Origin of the sequence: Euryhalocaulis caribicus, assembly GCF_000412185.1 — a bacterium.
Classification (GTDB): domain Bacteria; phylum Pseudomonadota; class Alphaproteobacteria; order Caulobacterales; family Maricaulaceae; genus Euryhalocaulis; species Euryhalocaulis caribicus.
Map to the genome: position 1 here is coordinate 148,724 of NZ_ASJA01000003.1, position 16,459 is coordinate 165,182.

Annotated in this window: 18 protein-coding genes; all 18 read left to right on the plus strand. The window is 65.7% G+C overall.

The genetic code is table 11. The features are described from left to right. Nucleotides 1-54: 54 nt before the first annotated feature. The 18 genes from L338_RS03760 (at nucleotide 55) to L338_RS03850 (ending at nucleotide 16,386) form a co-directional block, all read left to right on the plus strand. Nucleotides 55-1,407: a flagellar hook protein FlgE gene (locus L338_RS03760; protein WP_022697027.1), complete on the plus strand. Its 1,353-nt coding sequence runs from the start codon at nucleotides 55-57 to the stop codon at nucleotides 1,405-1,407. A gap of 162 nt (nucleotides 1,408-1,569) precedes the next feature. Further along, a complete protein-coding gene (sciP, locus tag L338_RS03765; RefSeq protein ID WP_022697028.1) occupies nucleotides 1,570-1,842 on the plus strand; it encodes a CtrA inhibitor SciP in 273 nt (90 codons plus the stop codon). 145 nt (nucleotides 1,843-1,987) lie between these two features. Beyond that, on the plus strand, nucleotides 1,988-2,491 hold the full coding sequence (gene ruvC, locus L338_RS03770) for a crossover junction endodeoxyribonuclease RuvC (RefSeq protein WP_022697029.1): 504 nt from the start codon (nucleotides 1,988-1,990) through the stop codon (nucleotides 2,489-2,491). Next, entirely contained in the window at nucleotides 2,488-3,117 is a 630-nt protein-coding gene (gene ruvA / locus L338_RS03775; protein ID WP_022697030.1) for a Holliday junction branch migration protein RuvA, read from the plus strand. Before ruvC ends, ruvA begins: the two co-directional genes overlap by 4 nt. Continuing rightward, nucleotides 3,114-4,148: a Holliday junction branch migration DNA helicase RuvB gene (gene ruvB, locus L338_RS03780; protein WP_022697031.1), complete on the plus strand. Its 1,035-nt coding sequence runs from the start codon at nucleotides 3,114-3,116 to the stop codon at nucleotides 4,146-4,148. Before ruvA ends, ruvB begins: the two co-directional genes overlap by 4 nt. 3 nt (nucleotides 4,149-4,151) lie before the next feature. Then, nucleotides 4,152-4,616 (plus strand): tol-pal system-associated acyl-CoA thioesterase, encoded by a 465-nt coding sequence (gene ybgC / locus L338_RS03785; RefSeq protein ID WP_022697032.1) that lies wholly within the window; start codon nucleotides 4,152-4,154, stop codon nucleotides 4,614-4,616. A gap of 96 nt (nucleotides 4,617-4,712) precedes the next feature. Next, nucleotides 4,713-5,438, plus strand: coding sequence for a protein TolQ (gene tolQ / locus L338_RS03790; protein WP_022697033.1), 726 nt, complete (start codon nucleotides 4,713-4,715; stop codon nucleotides 5,436-5,438). Continuing rightward, complete coding sequence (gene tolR / locus L338_RS03795) at nucleotides 5,438-5,884, plus strand: protein TolR (RefSeq protein ID WP_022697034.1); 447 nt, start codon at nucleotides 5,438-5,440, stop codon at nucleotides 5,882-5,884. Before tolQ ends, tolR begins: the two co-directional genes overlap by 1 nt. Before the next feature lie 6 nt (nucleotides 5,885-5,890). Beyond that, nucleotides 5,891-6,730, plus strand: a complete 840-nt coding sequence (locus L338_RS16315; protein WP_022697035.1) for an energy transducer TonB — start codon at nucleotides 5,891-5,893, stop codon at nucleotides 6,728-6,730. Between the two features lie 47 nt (nucleotides 6,731-6,777). After that, the gene (tolB, locus tag L338_RS03810; RefSeq protein WP_152485805.1) at nucleotides 6,778-8,085 is read left to right on the plus strand and encodes a Tol-Pal system beta propeller repeat protein TolB; all 1,308 of its coding nucleotides are present in this window, start codon (nucleotides 6,778-6,780) and stop codon (nucleotides 8,083-8,085) included. A 198-nt stretch (nucleotides 8,086-8,283) separates the two neighbouring features. Continuing rightward, the gene (pal, locus tag L338_RS03815) at nucleotides 8,284-8,808 is read left to right on the plus strand and encodes a peptidoglycan-associated lipoprotein Pal (protein WP_027068256.1); all 525 of its coding nucleotides are present in this window, start codon (nucleotides 8,284-8,286) and stop codon (nucleotides 8,806-8,808) included. Nucleotides 8,809-8,948: 140 nt separating this feature from the next. Then, entirely contained in the window at nucleotides 8,949-9,860 is a 912-nt protein-coding gene (locus tag L338_RS03820; RefSeq protein ID WP_022697038.1) for a tetratricopeptide repeat protein, read from the plus strand. Between the two features lie 71 nt (nucleotides 9,861-9,931). Next, a complete protein-coding gene (gene tilS / locus L338_RS03825) occupies nucleotides 9,932-11,272 on the plus strand; it encodes a tRNA lysidine(34) synthetase TilS (RefSeq protein ID WP_022697039.1) in 1,341 nt (446 codons plus the stop codon). Then, the gene (gene ftsH / locus L338_RS03830; RefSeq protein WP_022697040.1) at nucleotides 11,269-13,200 is read left to right on the plus strand and encodes an ATP-dependent zinc metalloprotease FtsH; all 1,932 of its coding nucleotides are present in this window, start codon (nucleotides 11,269-11,271) and stop codon (nucleotides 13,198-13,200) included. The genes tilS and ftsH overlap by 4 nt, the downstream gene beginning before the upstream one ends. 66 nt (nucleotides 13,201-13,266) lie before the next feature. After that, nucleotides 13,267-14,139 (plus strand): SDR family oxidoreductase, encoded by an 873-nt coding sequence (locus tag L338_RS03835; protein WP_022697041.1) that lies wholly within the window; start codon nucleotides 13,267-13,269, stop codon nucleotides 14,137-14,139. Nucleotides 14,140-14,180: 41 nt separating this feature from the next. Further along, on the plus strand, nucleotides 14,181-15,011 hold the full coding sequence (gene folP, locus L338_RS03840; RefSeq protein WP_022697042.1) for a dihydropteroate synthase: 831 nt from the start codon (nucleotides 14,181-14,183) through the stop codon (nucleotides 15,009-15,011). Further along, complete coding sequence (locus L338_RS03845; RefSeq protein WP_022697043.1) at nucleotides 15,008-15,340, plus strand: DMT family transporter; 333 nt, start codon at nucleotides 15,008-15,010, stop codon at nucleotides 15,338-15,340. The genes folP and L338_RS03845 overlap by 4 nt, the downstream gene beginning before the upstream one ends. A gap of 113 nt (nucleotides 15,341-15,453) precedes the next feature. Beyond that, the gene (locus L338_RS03850) at nucleotides 15,454-16,386 is read left to right on the plus strand and encodes a ribose-phosphate pyrophosphokinase (RefSeq protein ID WP_022697044.1); all 933 of its coding nucleotides are present in this window, start codon (nucleotides 15,454-15,456) and stop codon (nucleotides 16,384-16,386) included. Nucleotides 16,387-16,459 lie beyond the last annotated feature (73 nt).

Genomic DNA, 16,459 nt, shown 5'->3' on the forward strand with positions numbered 1-16,459 from the left:
AAGCGCAAAACGCGCTCCCTCACATAAGGACACAAACAAAGGGAGCACTCTCCAATGTCCATCAACTCTGCGCTTCTCGCCGGAACGACCGGCCTGGCCGCAAACTCCAGCGCCCTGGCCGCGATTTCGGACAATATCGCGAACGTGAACTCGGTCGGCTACAAGCGGACCGACACCCTGTTCGACTCTCTGTTCCAGGCCGATTCCTCGGCTTCCAGCTCCTATTCCGCGGGCGGCGTCAAATCCACGACGCGCCAGCTGGTGAACACGCAGGGCCAGCTGACCGCCACGGGCAACAGCTCCGACCTCGCCATTTCCGGCGCCGGCTTCTTCGTGGTCAGCCCGACCGCCTCCACCGGGCAGGCTTCGGACTATTTGTTCACCCGCGCTGGCTCCTTCAATGTCGATGAAAGCGGCCTGCTGGTGAATTCCTCGGGCTATTATCTGCAAGGCTGGCCGGTGAATCCGGACGGCAGCGTCACGGCGAACCCGTCCGACCTGACCGCGCTCGAGCCGGTGGATATCGGCTCCATCTCCGGCGTCGCGGAGGCCACCAGCAACGTCAAGATCAACGCCAATCTGCGCGCCTCGACAGAGATCAGCGCCGCGGAAGCCACCTATGACGCCACCGCCACGGCCAACAACATGGCCTCCGGCGCCGTGGATCCGGACTTCACGCGCACCATCACCGTTTACGACTCCCAGGGCGGTTCGCGCACGCTGAATCTCGCTTTCCTGAAATCCAGCGCCAATCCGAACGAATGGCATGTCGAGGTCTATTCCGATCCGCCGGGCGACGTGAATGGCGCGCCGCCGTTGGTCGACGGCCAGATCGCGACCGGTATCGTGACGTTCGACGCCAACGGCCAGATCGATGCGGGGGGAACCACGCTTCCGGCGTCTCTGGACATTCCCTGGGCGGCCTCCACCGGCGTGGAATCGCCCCAGACCGTGGCGCTGAATCTCGGCGGCCCGGGCGAGACCGGCGGCCTGACCCAGTTCGACAGCCCGTCCGTGCTGGTTTCCACCGCCATTGACGGCTCGGCCTTCAACGATAATCCGTCCATCTCCATCGATGACGAAGGCTTCGTCGTGGCGTCCTTCGGCGACGGCGTGGTGCGGAAAGTTTATCAGTTGCCGCTGGCGACCTTCCCGAATCCTAACGGGCTGATCTCCGAAGTCGGCGGCGCCTACCGCATCTCTGGGGACTCCGGCGACTTCTCCCTGAAGGTGCCCAAGACCGGCGGCGCCGGAATAATCTCTTCGGCGACTCTGGAGGCGTCGAACGTCGATCTGGCGACCGAATTCGCCAATCTTATCAAGACTCAGCGGGCTTATTCGGCCAGCTCGAAAATCATCACAACCGCCGACGAAATGCTCGACGAGCTGATCCGGATGAAGCGGTAATTGAGGGGGCATGGGAGACGCCGGCTGAGCCGATTCAGCCGGCGTTAACCATATGATTAAGCTAACAAATCGACTCGATGGTCGATGATTGCTTTAGCCGATTGTTAGGACGCTTGGGGTAAGACATACGTCATAACAAACAAGGGAATTGGCTGACCGACCATGAATCCGCGCCGAACAGAAAATTACGTTATGGGACCCGATGGCAGCCCGCTGACCCTGGCTGATCTTCCCAAGCCGGAAACCCGCCGGTGGGTCGCCCGCCGCAAGGCGGAAGTCGTCGCCGCGGTCCGTGGCGGCCTCCTCAGCCTGGAGGACGCCTGCACCCGCTACCGCCTGACGGTCGAGGAATTCCTCGCCTGGCAGCGCAGCCTGGACGATCACGGCCTCGCCGGCCTGCGCACCACGCGCGTCCAGAAATACCGCAATCACTAGGCATTACGCTTTTACATGTCAGGCGAAGAAACGGGGCCGCGAAAGCGGCCTCTTTCATTTTGACCTGACGCGCGCTGCGCGTCCGCGCTGAAATCTCCGCCGCGCCTATCGACGTTTCCTTTACGTTCTCGTTTATGATGGCCCCATGCGGGGAGCGATTCGCATTCTGGGGGTGGACCCCGGCCTGCGCCGGTGCGGCTGGGGCGTCGTCACGGTCGAGGGCGCGCGGCTGACCCATGTCGCCCATGGCGTGATTGCGCCGCCGACCGATGCGGCCATGTCAGACCGGCTCTGTGTGCTGTTTGACGCGCTGGATGCGCTGATCGCCGAACACGCGCCCCATCACGCCGCCGTCGAGGAAGCCTTCATGGCCAAGAACGCATCGTCCGCCCTGAAACTGGGGCAGGCCCGCGCCATGGCGCTGCTGGCCCCGGCGCGCGCCGGTCTGCCGGTGGCCGAATACGCCGCGCGGGAAATCAAGAAATCGGTCGTCGGCACGGGCGGCGCGGAGAAAAGCCAAGTGGCCTCCATGGTCTCCGTCCTGTTGCCCGGCTGCCGCGCGACGGCGGACGCGGCCGATGCGCTGGCCGTTGCGATTTGCCACGCGCACACCGGGCTGACGCGCGACCGTCTGGCGGCCGCCTCGTGATCGGCAAACTGAAAGGCGTCGTCGACACGATCGGCGAGGGCGAGGCGATCCTGGACGTCCACGGGGTCGGCTATCTGGTCTTCGCCGGGGCGCGGACGCTGCGCAATCTCCAGATCGGCGAGGCGGCGGAGCTGCATATCGAGACCGAGGTGCGCGAGGACGCCTTCAAGCTCTGGGCCTTTGCCAGCGAGGGCGAACGCGCCTGGTTCGCCCGCCTGAAGGAAGTGCCGGGCGTTGGCTCCAAGGTCGCCGCCGCGATCCTCGACGCCCTGACCCCGGACGACCTGATGAACGCCTCCGCGCTGGAAGACGCCGGCGCGGTGTCCCGCGCCCATGGCGTCGGCAAGAAGCTGGCCGCCCGCGTGGTATCCGAACTCAAGGACAAGGCGCCGCCTTCCGGGCGGGGCCTTGCCGCCGCGCCCGCGCCCTCTGGGCCAGGCGCGGCGCCCAATTCGCCCGCCGCCGCGGCTTCCGGCGTGCGGCTGGACGCCGTCTCGGCGCTCACCAATCTTGGCTATGACCGCACCGACGCCCAACGCGCCGTGGCCGAGGCGCTGGCGGACGCCGGCGATGACCCCGAACTCGACGCCGTCCTGAAAGCCGCGCTTAAAGAGCTGGCCCGGTGAGCGAGGAAGACCGTCTCATATCCGGCGAACGTCAGGACGATGACGGCCGCGACAAGGCGCTGCGCCCAGAAACGTTCGATGAATTCGTCGGCCAGCGCGATCCGGTCGGCAATCTGAAAGTGTTCGTGCGCGCCGCCGCCAATCGCGGCGAGGCGCTGGATCATGTCCTGCTGTCCGGCCCGCCGGGCCTTGGCAAGACCACGCTCGCGCAGATCACGGCGCGGGAGCTGGGGGTGAATTTCCGCTCCACGTCCGGCCCGATCCTCGCCAAGGCGGGGGACCTCGCCGCGCTGCTGACCAATCTGGAGCCGCGCGACGTCCTGTTCATTGACGAGATCCACCGCCTCAACCCGGCGGTCGAAGAGGTCCTCTATCCGGCGATGGAGGATTTCGAGCTGGACCTGATTATCGGGGAGGGGCCGTCGGCCCGCTCGGTGAAGGTCGGCCTGGCTCCCTTCACACTCATTGGGGCCACCACCCGCGCCGGGCTTCTGGCCACGCCCCTGCGCGACCGTTTCGGCGTGCCCGTGCGGCTGGATTTTTATGAAGTCGAGGAGCTGGCCCATATCGTCGCCCGGCAGGGGCGCAAGCTGGGCGCGCCGCTCAGCGAGGAAGGCGCGCTGGAAATCGCCCGCCGCGCCCGCGGCACGCCGCGTGTCGCCGGGCGCCTGCTGCGCCGCGTGCGCGACTTCGCCGAAAGCGACGGCGCGGAAATGATCGACCGCGCCGAAGCTGACAAGGCGCTGAAACGGCTTGGCGTGGACGCTATCGGGCTGGACCGGCAGGACCGCCGCTACCTGAAAGCCCTGGCGGAGATGTTCGGCGGCGGCCCTGTCGGCGTGGAGACCATGGCCGCGGCGCTGGCGGAAGCGCGCGACGCCATTGAGGAAGTGATCGAGCCGTTTCTGGTGCGCGAAGGTTTTGTCATGCGCACCCCGCGCGGCCGCGTCGCCTGCCCCCGCGCCTATGAACATATGGGCCTGACCCCGCCGCCCAGCGGCCCGCAGGCCGGCCTGTTCGGCGAGAAATAGACCATGAGCGGAAAAGAGCAGCCGGCTCAGGGCCGGATCGAAGACGGCCTGCACCGCCTGCCCGTGCGCGTCTATTACGAAGACACCGATTTCACCGGCGTTGTCTATTACGCCAATTATCTGAAATTCATGGAGCGCGGCCGCACCGATTTCCTGCGCTGCGCAGGCGTGGCGCATGCGGCGCTGGCGGAACTTGATCCGCCTCTGGGCTTTGCCATCCGGGAAGCGAACCTGAAATTTCATGCCCCGGCGCGGATCGACGACGCCCTGATTGTGGAAACACGGCTGGTCGATGCGCGCGGGGCGAGACTGAAGATGGAGCAGCGTATCCTGCGGAAAGAGGCCATGCTGATGGAAGGGAGCGTGGAGGCGGCTTGCATCGATTTTGCAGGACGTCCGCGTCGCCTTCCTGCAACAGTAAGCGAACAGATAATCCGCCACGCCCGATCCGTCCTGAAATCGTCATAATCAGCCGCGAAACGAAGCTGAACTTGACCGGGCGCGCGGCGGCCCAAGAATAACCCGCGACTCGCGAGAGAATTAACCATGGGGAGACCCGCCTAGATGGACATTCTGATGCTGGCCGCCGCCGGACCCGCCGCGCTCGGCCCCGGCGAAGCCGACTATTCGTTCATCGGCCTGTTTTTCAGGGCCGATATTATCGTCAAGGCCGTGATGATCGGGCTGGCGCTCGCCTCGATCTGGTCCTGGGCCATTATTCTGGACAAGCAGTTCCAGTTGATGGGCCTGCGCCGCAAGGCGCGCCGGTTCGAGGATGATTTCTGGGCCGGCCGCTCTCTGGACGATCTGAACAACACCTTCGCCGCCAAGCCGCGCGACCCGATGAGCCGGGTCTTCGCCGCGGCCATGTCCGAATGGCGGGAGTCGAAGGACTCTACCTCCGAAGGCCAGATGCTGAGCCTGCGGGAACGCATCGACCGCGTGATGAACGTCGCCGTGCAGCGGGAAATTTCCAATCTCGAAAGCGGTCTCGGCGCGCTGGCCTCCATCGGCTCGGTGTCGGTGTTCGTGGGCCTGCTGGGCACGGTCTGGGGCATCATGAACTCTTTCCGCGCCATCGCCGCCTCGCGCGACACCAATCTCGCCGTCGTTGCGCCCGGTATCGCGGAGGCGCTGTTCGCCACCGCGCTGGGCCTGGTCGCGGCCATCCCGGCGGTGATTTTCTACAACAAGTTCTCCACCGACATCTCCAGATACGCCGTGCGTCTTGAAGGCTATGCGGACGAGCTGTCGGCGATCCTGTCCCGCCGCATCCACGGGCGGCGCTGATGGGAGCCGGAGTCACTCATCAACCGCGCGGGCGCGGCGGCGGGCGTTTCCGCCCCCGGGCCGAGATCAACGTCACGCCGCTGGTCGACGTCATGCTGGTGCTGCTGATCGTGTTCATGATCACAGCGCCGCTGCTGACCGTCGGCGTGCCGGTGGACCTGCCCAAGACAGAGGCCAAGGCCCTGTCGGCGGATTCGGAACCCCTGACCATCACCATCCAGCCGGACGGAACGATCTTCCTTCAGGAGACCGAAATTCCGATGGAGGAACTGGTGCCGCGTCTCTCCGCCATGTCGGAGGCCGGTTATCAGGAGCGCATCTTCGTGCGCGGCGACAACGCCGTTGAGTACGGCAAGGTCATGCGCGTCATGGCGCGGCTGAATTCGGCGGGCTTTACCAATATCGGCATGGTCACAGACCCGACCGAAACCACCGAAAACGAATAAAGACCGATGCGCGCCGGACTGCCCTTATCCATTATCGGGCACGCCGTGCTGATCACCGGCGGGCTGATCGCGCTGCCCTATGCCGCAAAGACGGTGGACGATTCCCCCGTGCCGGTGGTCCCGATCGAGCTGGTGACGATCGGCGAGGAGACCAATATCCGCGCCGCGGTGGAGGACGAGGAGCCCGAACCGGTGGAAGAGCCGGAGCCGGCCGTCGAGGAAACCCCGGACGAGGAGCCGCCCGCCGAACAGGTCGAGGAAGCTCCGGCCCCCGAACCCGAGCCGGTCGAGGAAGAGCCCGAGGCCGAGCCGGAAGTCATCGACGCCCCGGACGAGGAGCCGGTTGAGGAAGAACCTGAACCGGAGCCTGAGCCCGAACCCGAGCCGGAAAAGGAAGAGTTCAATCTCGACCGCATCGCCTCCCTGGTCGACAAGGCCAAGGAGGAGCAGCGCCCCCCTGACCGGCGCGAGGATTCCGGCGACACCCCGCCCGAACGCGCCGAGGAGGCGCGCCCGGCCGCCGGGCTCGGCACCGACATGACGATTTCCGAATATGACGCCCTGCGCCGCCGCATGCTGGAATGCTGGCGCGCGCCGCTGGACGCGCCCAATCCGGAAGAACTGGCGGTCTCCGTGCGCGTTCAGCTCAACCGGGACGGCACGCTGGCCTCCCAGCCGCAGCTTCTGAACGCCAACCGGATTCGCCTGTCAGGCGATCCTTATTTGCGGCTGGCGGGGGAGCGGGCTGTGCGCGCGGTGCAACAGTGCGCGCCATATTCTTTCCTTCCTGCTGACAAATATTCCGCCTGGCGCGAGATCACGATGAACTTCGACGCGTCGAACTGACTGCGCTACACATTGCCCGCCCGTCTGGCGGCGAAACGATGAGAGAGATGTCCATGCAACGCTTTCTGATGCTTGTCCTCCTCCCGGTCCTTCTGGTGGTTGCGCCCGCGCACGCCCAGATCGAAGTGGACATCAACAAGGGCCACCTGAATCCGCTGCCCGTCGCGGTCGACCCGTTCATGGGCGATACGCCCGAGGCCGCCGATCTGGGCGCCGACATCGCCGGCGTGGTCACCAATAATCTGGAGCGGTCCGGCCTGTTCGAGCCGATCTCCCAGGAGGCCTTCGTCGAGGACATCCAGGACTTCAATGTGCGTCCGCGCTTTCAGGACTGGCGGCTGATCAACGCCCAGGCCCTGCTGACCGGCGAAGTGGAGCTTCAGTCGGAGTCGCGCATGCGCGTCGCCTTCCGCCTGTGGGACGTCTATGGCGAGGAGGAAATCCTGGCCCTGTCCTTCACCGCCACGCCCGATCTGTGGCGGCGGATCGCGCACAAGGTCTCCGACCAGATCTATAAGCGCCTGACCGGCGAAGAGGGCTATTTCGACACCCGCATCGTCTTTGTCTCCGAAAGCGGGGACAAGATGAATCGCGTGAAACGCCTGGCGATCATGGATCAGGACGGCGCCAATATGCAGTTCCTGACCAGCGGCGATTACACGGTGCTGACGCCGCGTTTCTCGCCGTCGAACCAGATGATCACCTATATGAGCTACCGCACCGGCAAGCCGCAGATTCATCTGTTCGATATCGAAACCGGCCGCCACGAGACGCTGGGCAATATCGGCAATATGACGTTCGCCCCGCGCTTCTCCCCCGACGGATCGAAAGTGGTCATGTCGCTGGAGGAGGCCGGCAATACCGACATCTATGTGATGGATTTGCGCTCGCGCCAGATGACGCGCCTCACCTTCGGCCAGTCCATCGACACCTCTCCCACCTTCTCCCCGGAAGGCGACCGCGTGGTGTTTGAATCCGACCGCGGCGGTTCGCAGCAGCTCTACATCATGAACGCCGACGGTTCGGGCGTGGAGCGGATCAGTTTCGGCGAGGGGCGCTACGCCACCCCGGTCTGGTCTCCGCGCGGCGACCTGATCGCCTTCACCAAGATTACGGGCGGCCGGTTCGCCATCGGCGTCATGCGCTCCGACGGGTCAGGCGAGCGCCTGCTGGCCGACGGGTTCCGCGCCGAAGGCCCCACCTGGGCGCCCAATGGCCGGGTGATCATGTTCTGGCGTGAAGAGCGGGGCGGCGAACCCTCCATCTGGAGCATTGACCTGACCGGCCAGAACCTGCGCCGGGTGAATACGCCCGGCTCGGCCTCCGATCCGGCGTGGTCGCCGCTGTTGGACTGACACTCGCCTGAAAAGGGAATTTATAGAAATCGTTGGAACTCCGTTGCGTTTCTCGCGTAGAATGCCGTTCTGGAAGGGCGCGCACGGCGTAATGCGATAGCGCGCGGTCCGGTTGCCCGGATCGCAACGTTGACGGGGCTGACGGATGCCGTGCAGACGCTCGCCCGAAAGAAAAGTTTTTTGTTCAAGGGGAATCCCATGAAGTTCCAGATTGCCTTGTTTGCCGCCGCCGCCCTCGTGGCCGCCGGTTGCGCCAAAAAAGACGAGCCGGTGGATACCACGCCGTCTCAACCGCCCCAGACCACTGATCGCGGCGATCCCAACGCCAATATCGATCGCGGTCCGGTTCCCGGAACCGAAGCCGATTTCGTCGAGAATGCGGGCGACCGCGTTTTCTACGAACTCGACTCCTATCAGCTGGACAGCGAAGGCCGCGCGACGCTCGACCGTCAGGCCGCCTGGCTTCAGGAATATCCGAACGTGACCGTTCTGGTCGGCGGCCACGCCGACGAACGCGGCACGCGCGAATACAACCTCGCCCTGGCGGCGCGCCGCGCCAACTCGGCGAAGGACTATCTGGTGTCGCGCGGGATCGATCCCTCGCGTCTGTCCACGGTGTCCTACGGTGAAGAACGCCCGGTCTGCTCTGCGTCTTCGCAGGAGTGCTGGGCTCTGAACAGGAATGCGACCAGCAACATCGTCTCCGGCGCCGTCTCCAGCTAGGAGACGCGTAGCGGAAAGGCCGTTCGCGGCTGACGACGCTTGAAATACGGCGCCCGCCGGGACCTCCCCGCCGGGCGCCGTTTGCGTTCCGGCCCGGCCCGGCCATAGTTTCGCCAACCCTATTGCCTAATGGACGACCCATGCGCGCACTGACCACATTCCTGATTTTCGCCCTTGTCGCCGTCTCCCTGCCTCAGGACGCCTCGGCCCAGAGCCGCCGCGAACTGGACGAACGCCTTCGCGCGGTCGAAGCCACGATGCGCCAGATGGAATCCCGCCAGATGTCGGGCGACCCGGCGGCCGTGCGCATGCTGACGCGCGTCGATGATCTGGAGCGGCAAATCCAGAACCTCACCTCCCAGGTCGAGGAGGTGAAATACGAGAACCGCCAGCTGAAGCGTCAGTATGAGGCGCTGCAGGAGGACATGTTCGCGGTGATGGACCGCGGCGGCGCAGCGGGCGGCGAGGGCGAGGAAGCCTTCAACGGCAATAACGGCGCGCGCAATTATTCCAGCAATTCCGGCGGTTCGGGCGATCGCGGTCCTGTCAGCCTTGTCGACGACCCGGACGCCGATGTCGCCATCGTCAATCCGGACGACCCCAATGCGGAGGCCAAACGCGCCGCCACCCGGCCGCTCGGCTCCAGCGTGATGGATTCGCGCGACATGAACGCGGACCCGGACCTTCTCTTCGCCCAGGCCCAGACCCGCCTCAATGAAGGCGATTACGGCGCGGCCCGCGGCGCCTATCAGGATTTCCTGGCCGCCGCGCCGGACGATCCGCGCCGGGGCGAGGCCTATTTCTGGGTCGGCCGCCTGCAACTGATCGAGGGCGAGTCCGCCATCGCGGCCGAATCCCTGATGCAGGCCATGCAGGCCGGCGGTCCGCGCGCGCCGGAAGCCATGGTGCAGCTGGGCGTGGCGCTGGTCGATATGGGCCAGAAGAACGACGCCTGTCAGACGCTGGGCGCTGTGGCCCAGCAATTCCCGCAAGCCAGCGACTCCGTGCTCCAGGCCGCCAGCCGCGAGCGCAGCCGCGCGGGCTGCAGCTGACCGGGGACGTTCCACTTTCTGATGATATCGCCGGGCGTCTGACCCGGCTGACCGCCGGCGCGGACCGCGCCGTGATTGCGCTGTCCGGCGGCGGCGATTCCATGGCGCTGGCCCGGCTAGCCAAGCCCTGGGCGGACGCTTCCGGCGTCGCCCTTCGCGCAATTATCATCGATCACGGGCTTGCGCCGCATTCCGCCGATCACGCCGAATTCGCCGCCACAGCGGCCCGTCACATGGGTCTGGACGCCAAAATCATCGGCTGGCGCGGCGAGAAACCGGAAACCGGCGTGCAGGCCGCCGCCCGGCAGGCGCGCCACGCCCTGATCGCGGACGCCGCGCGGGATTTCAAAGCCAGCATCATCCTTACCGGTCACACGCTGGACGATCAGGCCGAAACGGTGTGGATGCGCGCGGCGCGCGGCGGCCACTGGCGTGCGCTGGCCGGGATGACGCGGCGCGGCCCGCATCCGCTCTGGCCGCAGGGGCGGGAGCTGGAAATCGTCCGGCCGCTTCTGGACAGCCGCCGCGACGCCCTGCGCGCCTGCCTGCAGGAGGGCGAGATCAGCTGGATCGAGGATCCGGCCAACGAGAACGCCCGGTTTGAACGCATCCGCATCCGCGGCGCGCTGGCCCGGCTTGAGACTGCGGGGATCGCTCCCGAACGCCTCGCCTTGCTTGCGGACTCCGCCCGGCGCCTCGCGGACCGGGAGGATGCGGGCGCCGCCGCCATTCTTACCGAAGCCGAGTTTCGCCCGGAAGGCTGGGCGCGTATCCCGCTTGCGGTTCTTCGTGACGCCCCCGCGCCGCTTGCGGGCCGCGCGCTGCAGGGTTTGATCGCGGCGGTTTCGGGGCAGGCGCATCCGCCCGCGCGGGACCGCGCTGATCAGGCGGCAGAGGCCCTGACAGGCGGCGAGGCGGCAAGCCTGACGCTGGGCGGCGCGCTTCTGTGGCTGGACGGCGGCGCGCTTCACGCCACGCGGGATTCCGGTGCGGTTCTGGGCCGTTCGGACAAATCCGCTCTGCCGCCCTTGCCGCTTACGCTTGATAACCCCGCCGACTGGGACGGACGCTATCAGATCACGGCCCGGGAGGCGGGCCTGACAGCGGCGCCGCTGGGGCGCAATGCGTCCGCGCTGCCCGCCGCCGCCCGCAATCGCCTGAGCGGCCTGCCGGAACGCGCGCGAGCGACCCTGCCTGTGCTGATGCGGGGCGCGCATATCGCCGCAGCGCCGCTTCTGGACTATAATGCAGGTCTTGCGGGGCTGGATTATCTGGCCCCTGCGCGGCTGGCGCATATGCGGCTTGGCGCAAAAACTGCGGGTCCGGGTGGCGAAGGGCGTTCCGGCGCCCCACATTCGGACTCTGAAATTCGCGGCGAGCGCCGCTCTTTGAAACCTGGTTTAGGTCCATGACGCTGAGAAATCTGGCCCTTTGGGCGATCATCCTTCTGCTTCTTATCGCCCTGTTCAACCTGCTGCAGGCCCCGGCCCAGCAAGGCGCGTCCAGCGAGATTCCCTTCTCCGAGATGATCAGCCGCGTCGATGCGGGCGAGGTCGAGAGCGTGGAAATCGCGGGCGAGCAGATCACCGGCGTCACCCAGGACGGGTCCCGCTTCGTCACCTACGCTCCGCCCAACGCGGACGGTCTTGCCGACCGCCTGTATGACGAAGGCGTGGAGATCACCGCCAAGCCGACCTCCGAAGACGGCAACATGCTGACCAATATTCTGATCAGCTGGTTCCCGATGCTGCTCCTGATCGCGGTGTGGATTTTCTTCATGCGCCAGATGCAGGGCGGCGGCAAAGGCGCGATGGGCTTTGGCAAGTCCAAGGCGCGCCTGCTGACCGAGCATCAGGGCCGAAAGATGTTCGAGGACGTCGCCGGCGTCGACGAGGCCAAGGAAGAGCTGCAGGAAATCGTCGAGTTCCTGAAGGACCCGGCCAAGTTCCAGCGCCTGGGCGGCAAGATCCCGAAAGGCGCGCTTCTGATCGGCCCGCCGGGCACGGGCAAGACCCTGCTGGCGCGCGCCGTGGCGGGCGAGGCCAACGTGCCCTTCTTCACCATTTCCGGCTCGGATTTCGTCGAGATGTTCGTCGGCGTCGGCGCCTCCCGCGTCCGCGACATGTTCGAACAGGCCAAGAAGAACGCGCCCTGCATCATCTTCATCGACGAGATCGACGCGGTCGGCCGCTCCCGCGGCGCCGGGCTCGGCGGCGGCAATGACGAGCGCGAACAGACCCTCAACCAGCTTCTGGTCGAGATGGACGGGTTCGAGGCCAATGACGGCATCATCCTGATCGCCGCCACCAACCGCCCGGACGTTCTGGACCCGGCGCTGCTGCGCCCGGGCCGTTTCGACCGTCAGGTCGTGGTGCCCAACCCCGATATTTCGGGCCGCGAGAAGATTCTGAAAGTCCACATGAAGGAGGTCCCGACCTCCTCCGACGTGGAGCCGAAAGTCATCGCCCGCGGCACGCCCGGCTTCTCCGGGGCGGACCTTGCCAATCTGGTCAACGAGGCCGCGCTTCTGGCCGCCCGCCGGTCGAAGCGCCTGGTCACAATGCTGGAGTTCGAGGACGCCAAGGACAAGGTCATGATGGGGCCGGAGCGCCGCTCCATGGTCATGTCGGAGAAAGAGCGCACCCTCACCGCCTATCACGAGGCCGGCCACGCCGTGGTCGCGCTGAACGTCCCGTCCGCCGACCCGGTGCACAAGGCGACGATCATCCCGCGCGGCCGCGCGCTGGGCATGGTCATGCAGCTGCCCGAAGGCGACAAGATGTCGATGACGAAAGAGGAAATGACCTCGCGTCTGGCCATCCTGATGGGCGGCCGCGTGGCGGAAGAGATCAAGTTCGGCAAGGAGAAAGTGACCTCCGGCGCCGCCTCCGACATCCAGATGGCCACCAAGCTGGCCCGCGCCATGGTCACCGAATACGGCCTGTCGGACGAGATGGGGCCGATTGCCTATGGCGAGGATCAGGGCGAGGTCTTTCTGGGGCAGCAGATCGCCAATAACCGCTCCATCTCCCCCGAAACCGCGCGCCGGATCGAAGCGGAGATCAAGGGACTGGTCACGGGCGGCTATGACCGCGCCACCAGCATCCTGACCGAGAAGGAAGCGGACTGGACCAAGCTGTCGGAAGCGCTGCTGGAATACGAGACCTTGTCGGGCGAGGAGATCAATCGCCTGCTGGAAACCGGCGAGCCTCCCAATCGCGACCCGGAAGACCCCCCGGAACTGGACGAAGGCCCGACCAGCGCGTTGCCCGTCACTGACGAGGACGAAGCCACCGGCCACCACGTCCCCGGCATCGACCCGGAACCGCAAGGCGCCTGACGCCGGGAACCTCCGCGCAGAATCACCGTTCGGCTCCCTTGAGGATGATCTCGAGGGAGCCGTTTCATGTCCGGTATTGAAAAACTTGAAGGCGGTCCGCCGCGCCAGTCTCAGGATTCGCTTCCGGGCAGGGAGACAGAGCTGGATCCGCCGCCCGATTACGAACCGAAATTCCGCGGCTCTGACCGCTTGAAAGGCAAGTCGTGCATCATAACCGGGGGCGATAGCGGCATTGGCCGCGCCATTTGCGTCCTGTTCGCCCGCGAAGGCGCCGATGTCGCCTTTCTCTACAAGGGCGAGGAGGAGGACGAGGACGCGAAAAAAACCGTCGCGTTGATAGAGCGCGAGGGCGGCAAGGCGTTCTGCCGCCGCGGCGATGTCGGCGAAGAGAAATTCTGCAAACAGTTTATCGCCGACACGGTCCGGGAATTCGGCGGCCTCAACGTGCTGGTCAATAACGCGGCCGAGCAGCATGTCGACGAACATCTGGAGGATATCTCCACCGAGCAGTTCGAGCGCACGCTGAAGACCAATGTGATGGGCTATTTCTTTATGACCAAGCACGCTCTCCCGCATCTGGAGAAGGGCGACGCCATCGTAAACACGGTCTCGATCACGGCATATAAAGGCCAACCCGTATTGGTGGATTACTCCGTCACGCGCGGCGGCATGGTCGCCTTCACGCGTTCTCTCTGTCAGCAACTGACAGACAAGGGCATCCGGGTGAACGGCGTGGCGCCGGGACCGATCTGGACGCCCCTCAACCCCGCCAGTTTTGAAGCTGGGCAGGTTGAGGAGTTCGGTGCGGACACACCCATGGGCCGCCCCGGCATGCCCAACGAGGTTGCCCCCTGTCACCTGTTTCTGGCTTGCGCGGATTCCAGCTACATGACCGGACAGGTGCTGCATCCCAATGGCGGCACCGTGGTCGGCGGCTAGGAGTCTTTTCGCGGAAGCGGAAAACGGATAGGGCAAGAGTCATGGCCGATCTCCTGCCCCCTGAGCGCCCCGCCATCATGGGCATTCTCAACGTCACGCCGGATTCGTTCTCGGATGGCGGGCGATTTGCCGCGCGCGACGCCGCCATGCGTCAGGCCATGGCGATGATCGATCAGGGCGCGAACATCATCGATATCGGCGGTGAATCCACCCGTCCCGGCTCCGATCCTGTCAGCGAGGCCGAGGAACTGGACCGCGTCATTCCTGTTATCGAGGCCCTGCGCGCTGAAAGCGCCACGCCGGTCTCCATCGACACGATGAAGCCGGCCGTCGCCCGCGCCGCCATCGGCGCCGGAGCGAATATCTGGAATGATGTGACCGCCCTTCGCTTCGCTGACGACAGCCCCGCCACCGCAGCGGAGCTGGGCGTCCCCATCGTCCTGATGCATATGCGCGGCGACCCCAAGACCATGCAGGCCGATCTCGCGCCCTATGACGACGTCGTGGCCGATGTCGCCGCTTTCCTGACCGGCCGCGCCGGGGCCGCGGAAGCGGCGGGCGTCAGCCGCGAAAATATCTGGCTGGATCCGGGGATCGGATTCGGAAAATCGCTGGAGGACAATCTCGCTCTCACGCGCGGCCTGCGCCAGGTCAGCGATCTGGGCTTCCCCGTGCTCTACGGGGCCTCCAGAAAGCGTTTCATCGCCCTGCTGGACCCGGCCGCCGACTCCGTGGCGGACCGTCTGGGCGGCTCCGTGGCGGCCGCCATCGCGGCGGCGCAGGGCGGCGCGCGCGTGCTGCGCGTGCATGATGTGGCGGAAACCGCGCAGGCGCTGAAAGTCTGGCGCGCCATAAAGGACAGGAAAACATGATCGGTCCCTGGGGCTTGCTGGTGATTGCTGGCGCGCTGGAAATCGTCTGGGCGCTGGGTTTCAAATATCTCTGGGGCCGCGGCCTGCCGTGGAAGGCGCTGTGCATCGGCGCGCTGGTTCTCTCCATGGTCCTGCTGATCCGCGCCTTGCAGGCTTTGCCCGCCGGAACCGCCTACGCCGTCTGGACCGGCATCGGCGCGGTTGGCGTGGCCGTGCTCGGCATCCTGTTCTTCAAGGAGCCGGCGACCTGGCCGCGCATCTTCTTTATCGCGCTGATCCTCGCCGGGATTGTGGGTCTGAAACTGGCCACCGCGCCGCAGGGCGCCTGAGCGCGCGAAAAACACAGCGTCACTTCATTGTCACAGTTTGCGCGGCCCCGGGCCTTTGCTATTGAGCGCGGCGAAACCCCCGACGCCGATCCCATGACGGAGAGCCCCGCCCCATGAAGCTGATGTGCGGCAACGCCAATCCCGAACTCGCCTCCGCCATCGCGGATTATCTGGACGTCCCGCTGACCAATGCGCAGGTCAAGACGTTCGCCGACGGCGAGATTTTCGTCACCATCGACGAAAATGTCCGCGGCGAGGACGTGTTCATGGTCCAGTCGACCTCGGCCCCGGCAAACAATCACCTGATGGAGCTGCTGATCAGCATTGATGCGCTGACCCGCGCCTCGGCCAAGCGCATCACCGCGGTGATCCCTTATTTCGGCTATGCGCGTCAGGACCGGAAGACCGGCGGCCGCACCCCGATCTCCGCCAAGCTGGTCGCCAATCTGATAGAGGCCGCCGGCGCGGACCGCGTGCTGACCATGGATCTCCACGCCGGCCAGATTCAGGGCTTCTTCGACATCCCGACCGACAACCTCTTCGCCACCCCGGTGATGGAGGACGATATCCGCAAGAAATACGATATCGAGAACATGATGATCGTCTCGCCGGACGTTGGCGGCGTGGTCCGCGCGCGCCAGCTGGCCGCCCGCATCGGCGCCGATATCGCCATCGTCGACAAGCGCCGTCCCAAGGCCGGCGAGTCCGAGGTAATGAACATCATCGGCGACGTTTCGGGCCGCCGCTGCATCCTGTTCGACGACATGGTGGATTCCGGCGGCACGCTGGTGAACGCCGCCGCCGCCCTGAAGGAACAGGGCGCGGTGGAGGTCAGCGCCTATGCCTCGCACGGCGTGCTGTCCAACAGCGCCTGGAACAAGGTCGCGAATTCGGAGCTGACCGAGCTGGTCGTGACCGACTCCATCCAGATGCCCGAAGACGGCAAGGCGGCCCGCAATACCCGCCAGGTGACCGTCGCCCCCCTGATCGGCGAGGCCATCCGCCGCATCGCGCACGACGAATCCGTTTCCAAGCTCTTCGACTAGGATTCACGCCCGCCCCGTATCGCAGGGAACGGGAAGGGCCGTTGAGTCGTTTATCCAGGCACAATGAGACAAT

What these genes read in the sequence shown, in the direction of transcription:
- L338_RS03835 (WP_022697041.1), top strand. Translation starts at nt 13,267, where the DNA reads ATGTCCGGTATTGAAAAACTTGAAGGCGGTCCGCCGCGCCAGTCTCAG.
- L338_RS16315 (WP_022697035.1), top strand. Translation starts at nt 5,891, where the DNA reads ATGCGCGCCGGACTGCCCTTATCCATTATCGGGCACGCCGTGCTGATC.
- L338_RS03820 (WP_022697038.1), top strand. Translation starts at nt 8,949, where the DNA reads ATGCGCGCACTGACCACATTCCTGATTTTCGCCCTTGTCGCCGTCTCC.
- ruvC (WP_022697029.1), top strand. Translation starts at nt 1,988, where the DNA reads ATGCGGGGAGCGATTCGCATTCTGGGGGTGGACCCCGGCCTGCGCCGG.
- ftsH (WP_022697040.1), top strand. Translation starts at nt 11,269, where the DNA reads ATGACGCTGAGAAATCTGGCCCTTTGGGCGATCATCCTTCTGCTTCTT.
- tolQ (WP_022697033.1), top strand. Translation starts at nt 4,713, where the DNA reads ATGGACATTCTGATGCTGGCCGCCGCCGGACCCGCCGCGCTCGGCCCC.
- tolB (WP_152485805.1), top strand. Translation starts at nt 6,778, where the DNA reads ATGTCCATGCAACGCTTTCTGATGCTTGTCCTCCTCCCGGTCCTTCTG.
- L338_RS03850 (WP_022697044.1), top strand. Translation starts at nt 15,454, where the DNA reads ATGAAGCTGATGTGCGGCAACGCCAATCCCGAACTCGCCTCCGCCATC.
- L338_RS03845 (WP_022697043.1), top strand. Translation starts at nt 15,008, where the DNA reads ATGATCGGTCCCTGGGGCTTGCTGGTGATTGCTGGCGCGCTGGAAATC.
- tolR (WP_022697034.1), top strand. Translation starts at nt 5,438, where the DNA reads ATGGGAGCCGGAGTCACTCATCAACCGCGCGGGCGCGGCGGCGGGCGT.
- pal (WP_027068256.1), top strand. Translation starts at nt 8,284, where the DNA reads ATGAAGTTCCAGATTGCCTTGTTTGCCGCCGCCGCCCTCGTGGCCGCC.
- sciP (WP_022697028.1), top strand. Translation starts at nt 1,570, where the DNA reads ATGAATCCGCGCCGAACAGAAAATTACGTTATGGGACCCGATGGCAGC.
- folP (WP_022697042.1), top strand. Translation starts at nt 14,181, where the DNA reads ATGGCCGATCTCCTGCCCCCTGAGCGCCCCGCCATCATGGGCATTCTC.
- ybgC (WP_022697032.1), top strand. Translation starts at nt 4,152, where the DNA reads ATGAGCGGAAAAGAGCAGCCGGCTCAGGGCCGGATCGAAGACGGCCTG.
- L338_RS03760 (WP_022697027.1), top strand. Translation starts at nt 55, where the DNA reads ATGTCCATCAACTCTGCGCTTCTCGCCGGAACGACCGGCCTGGCCGCA.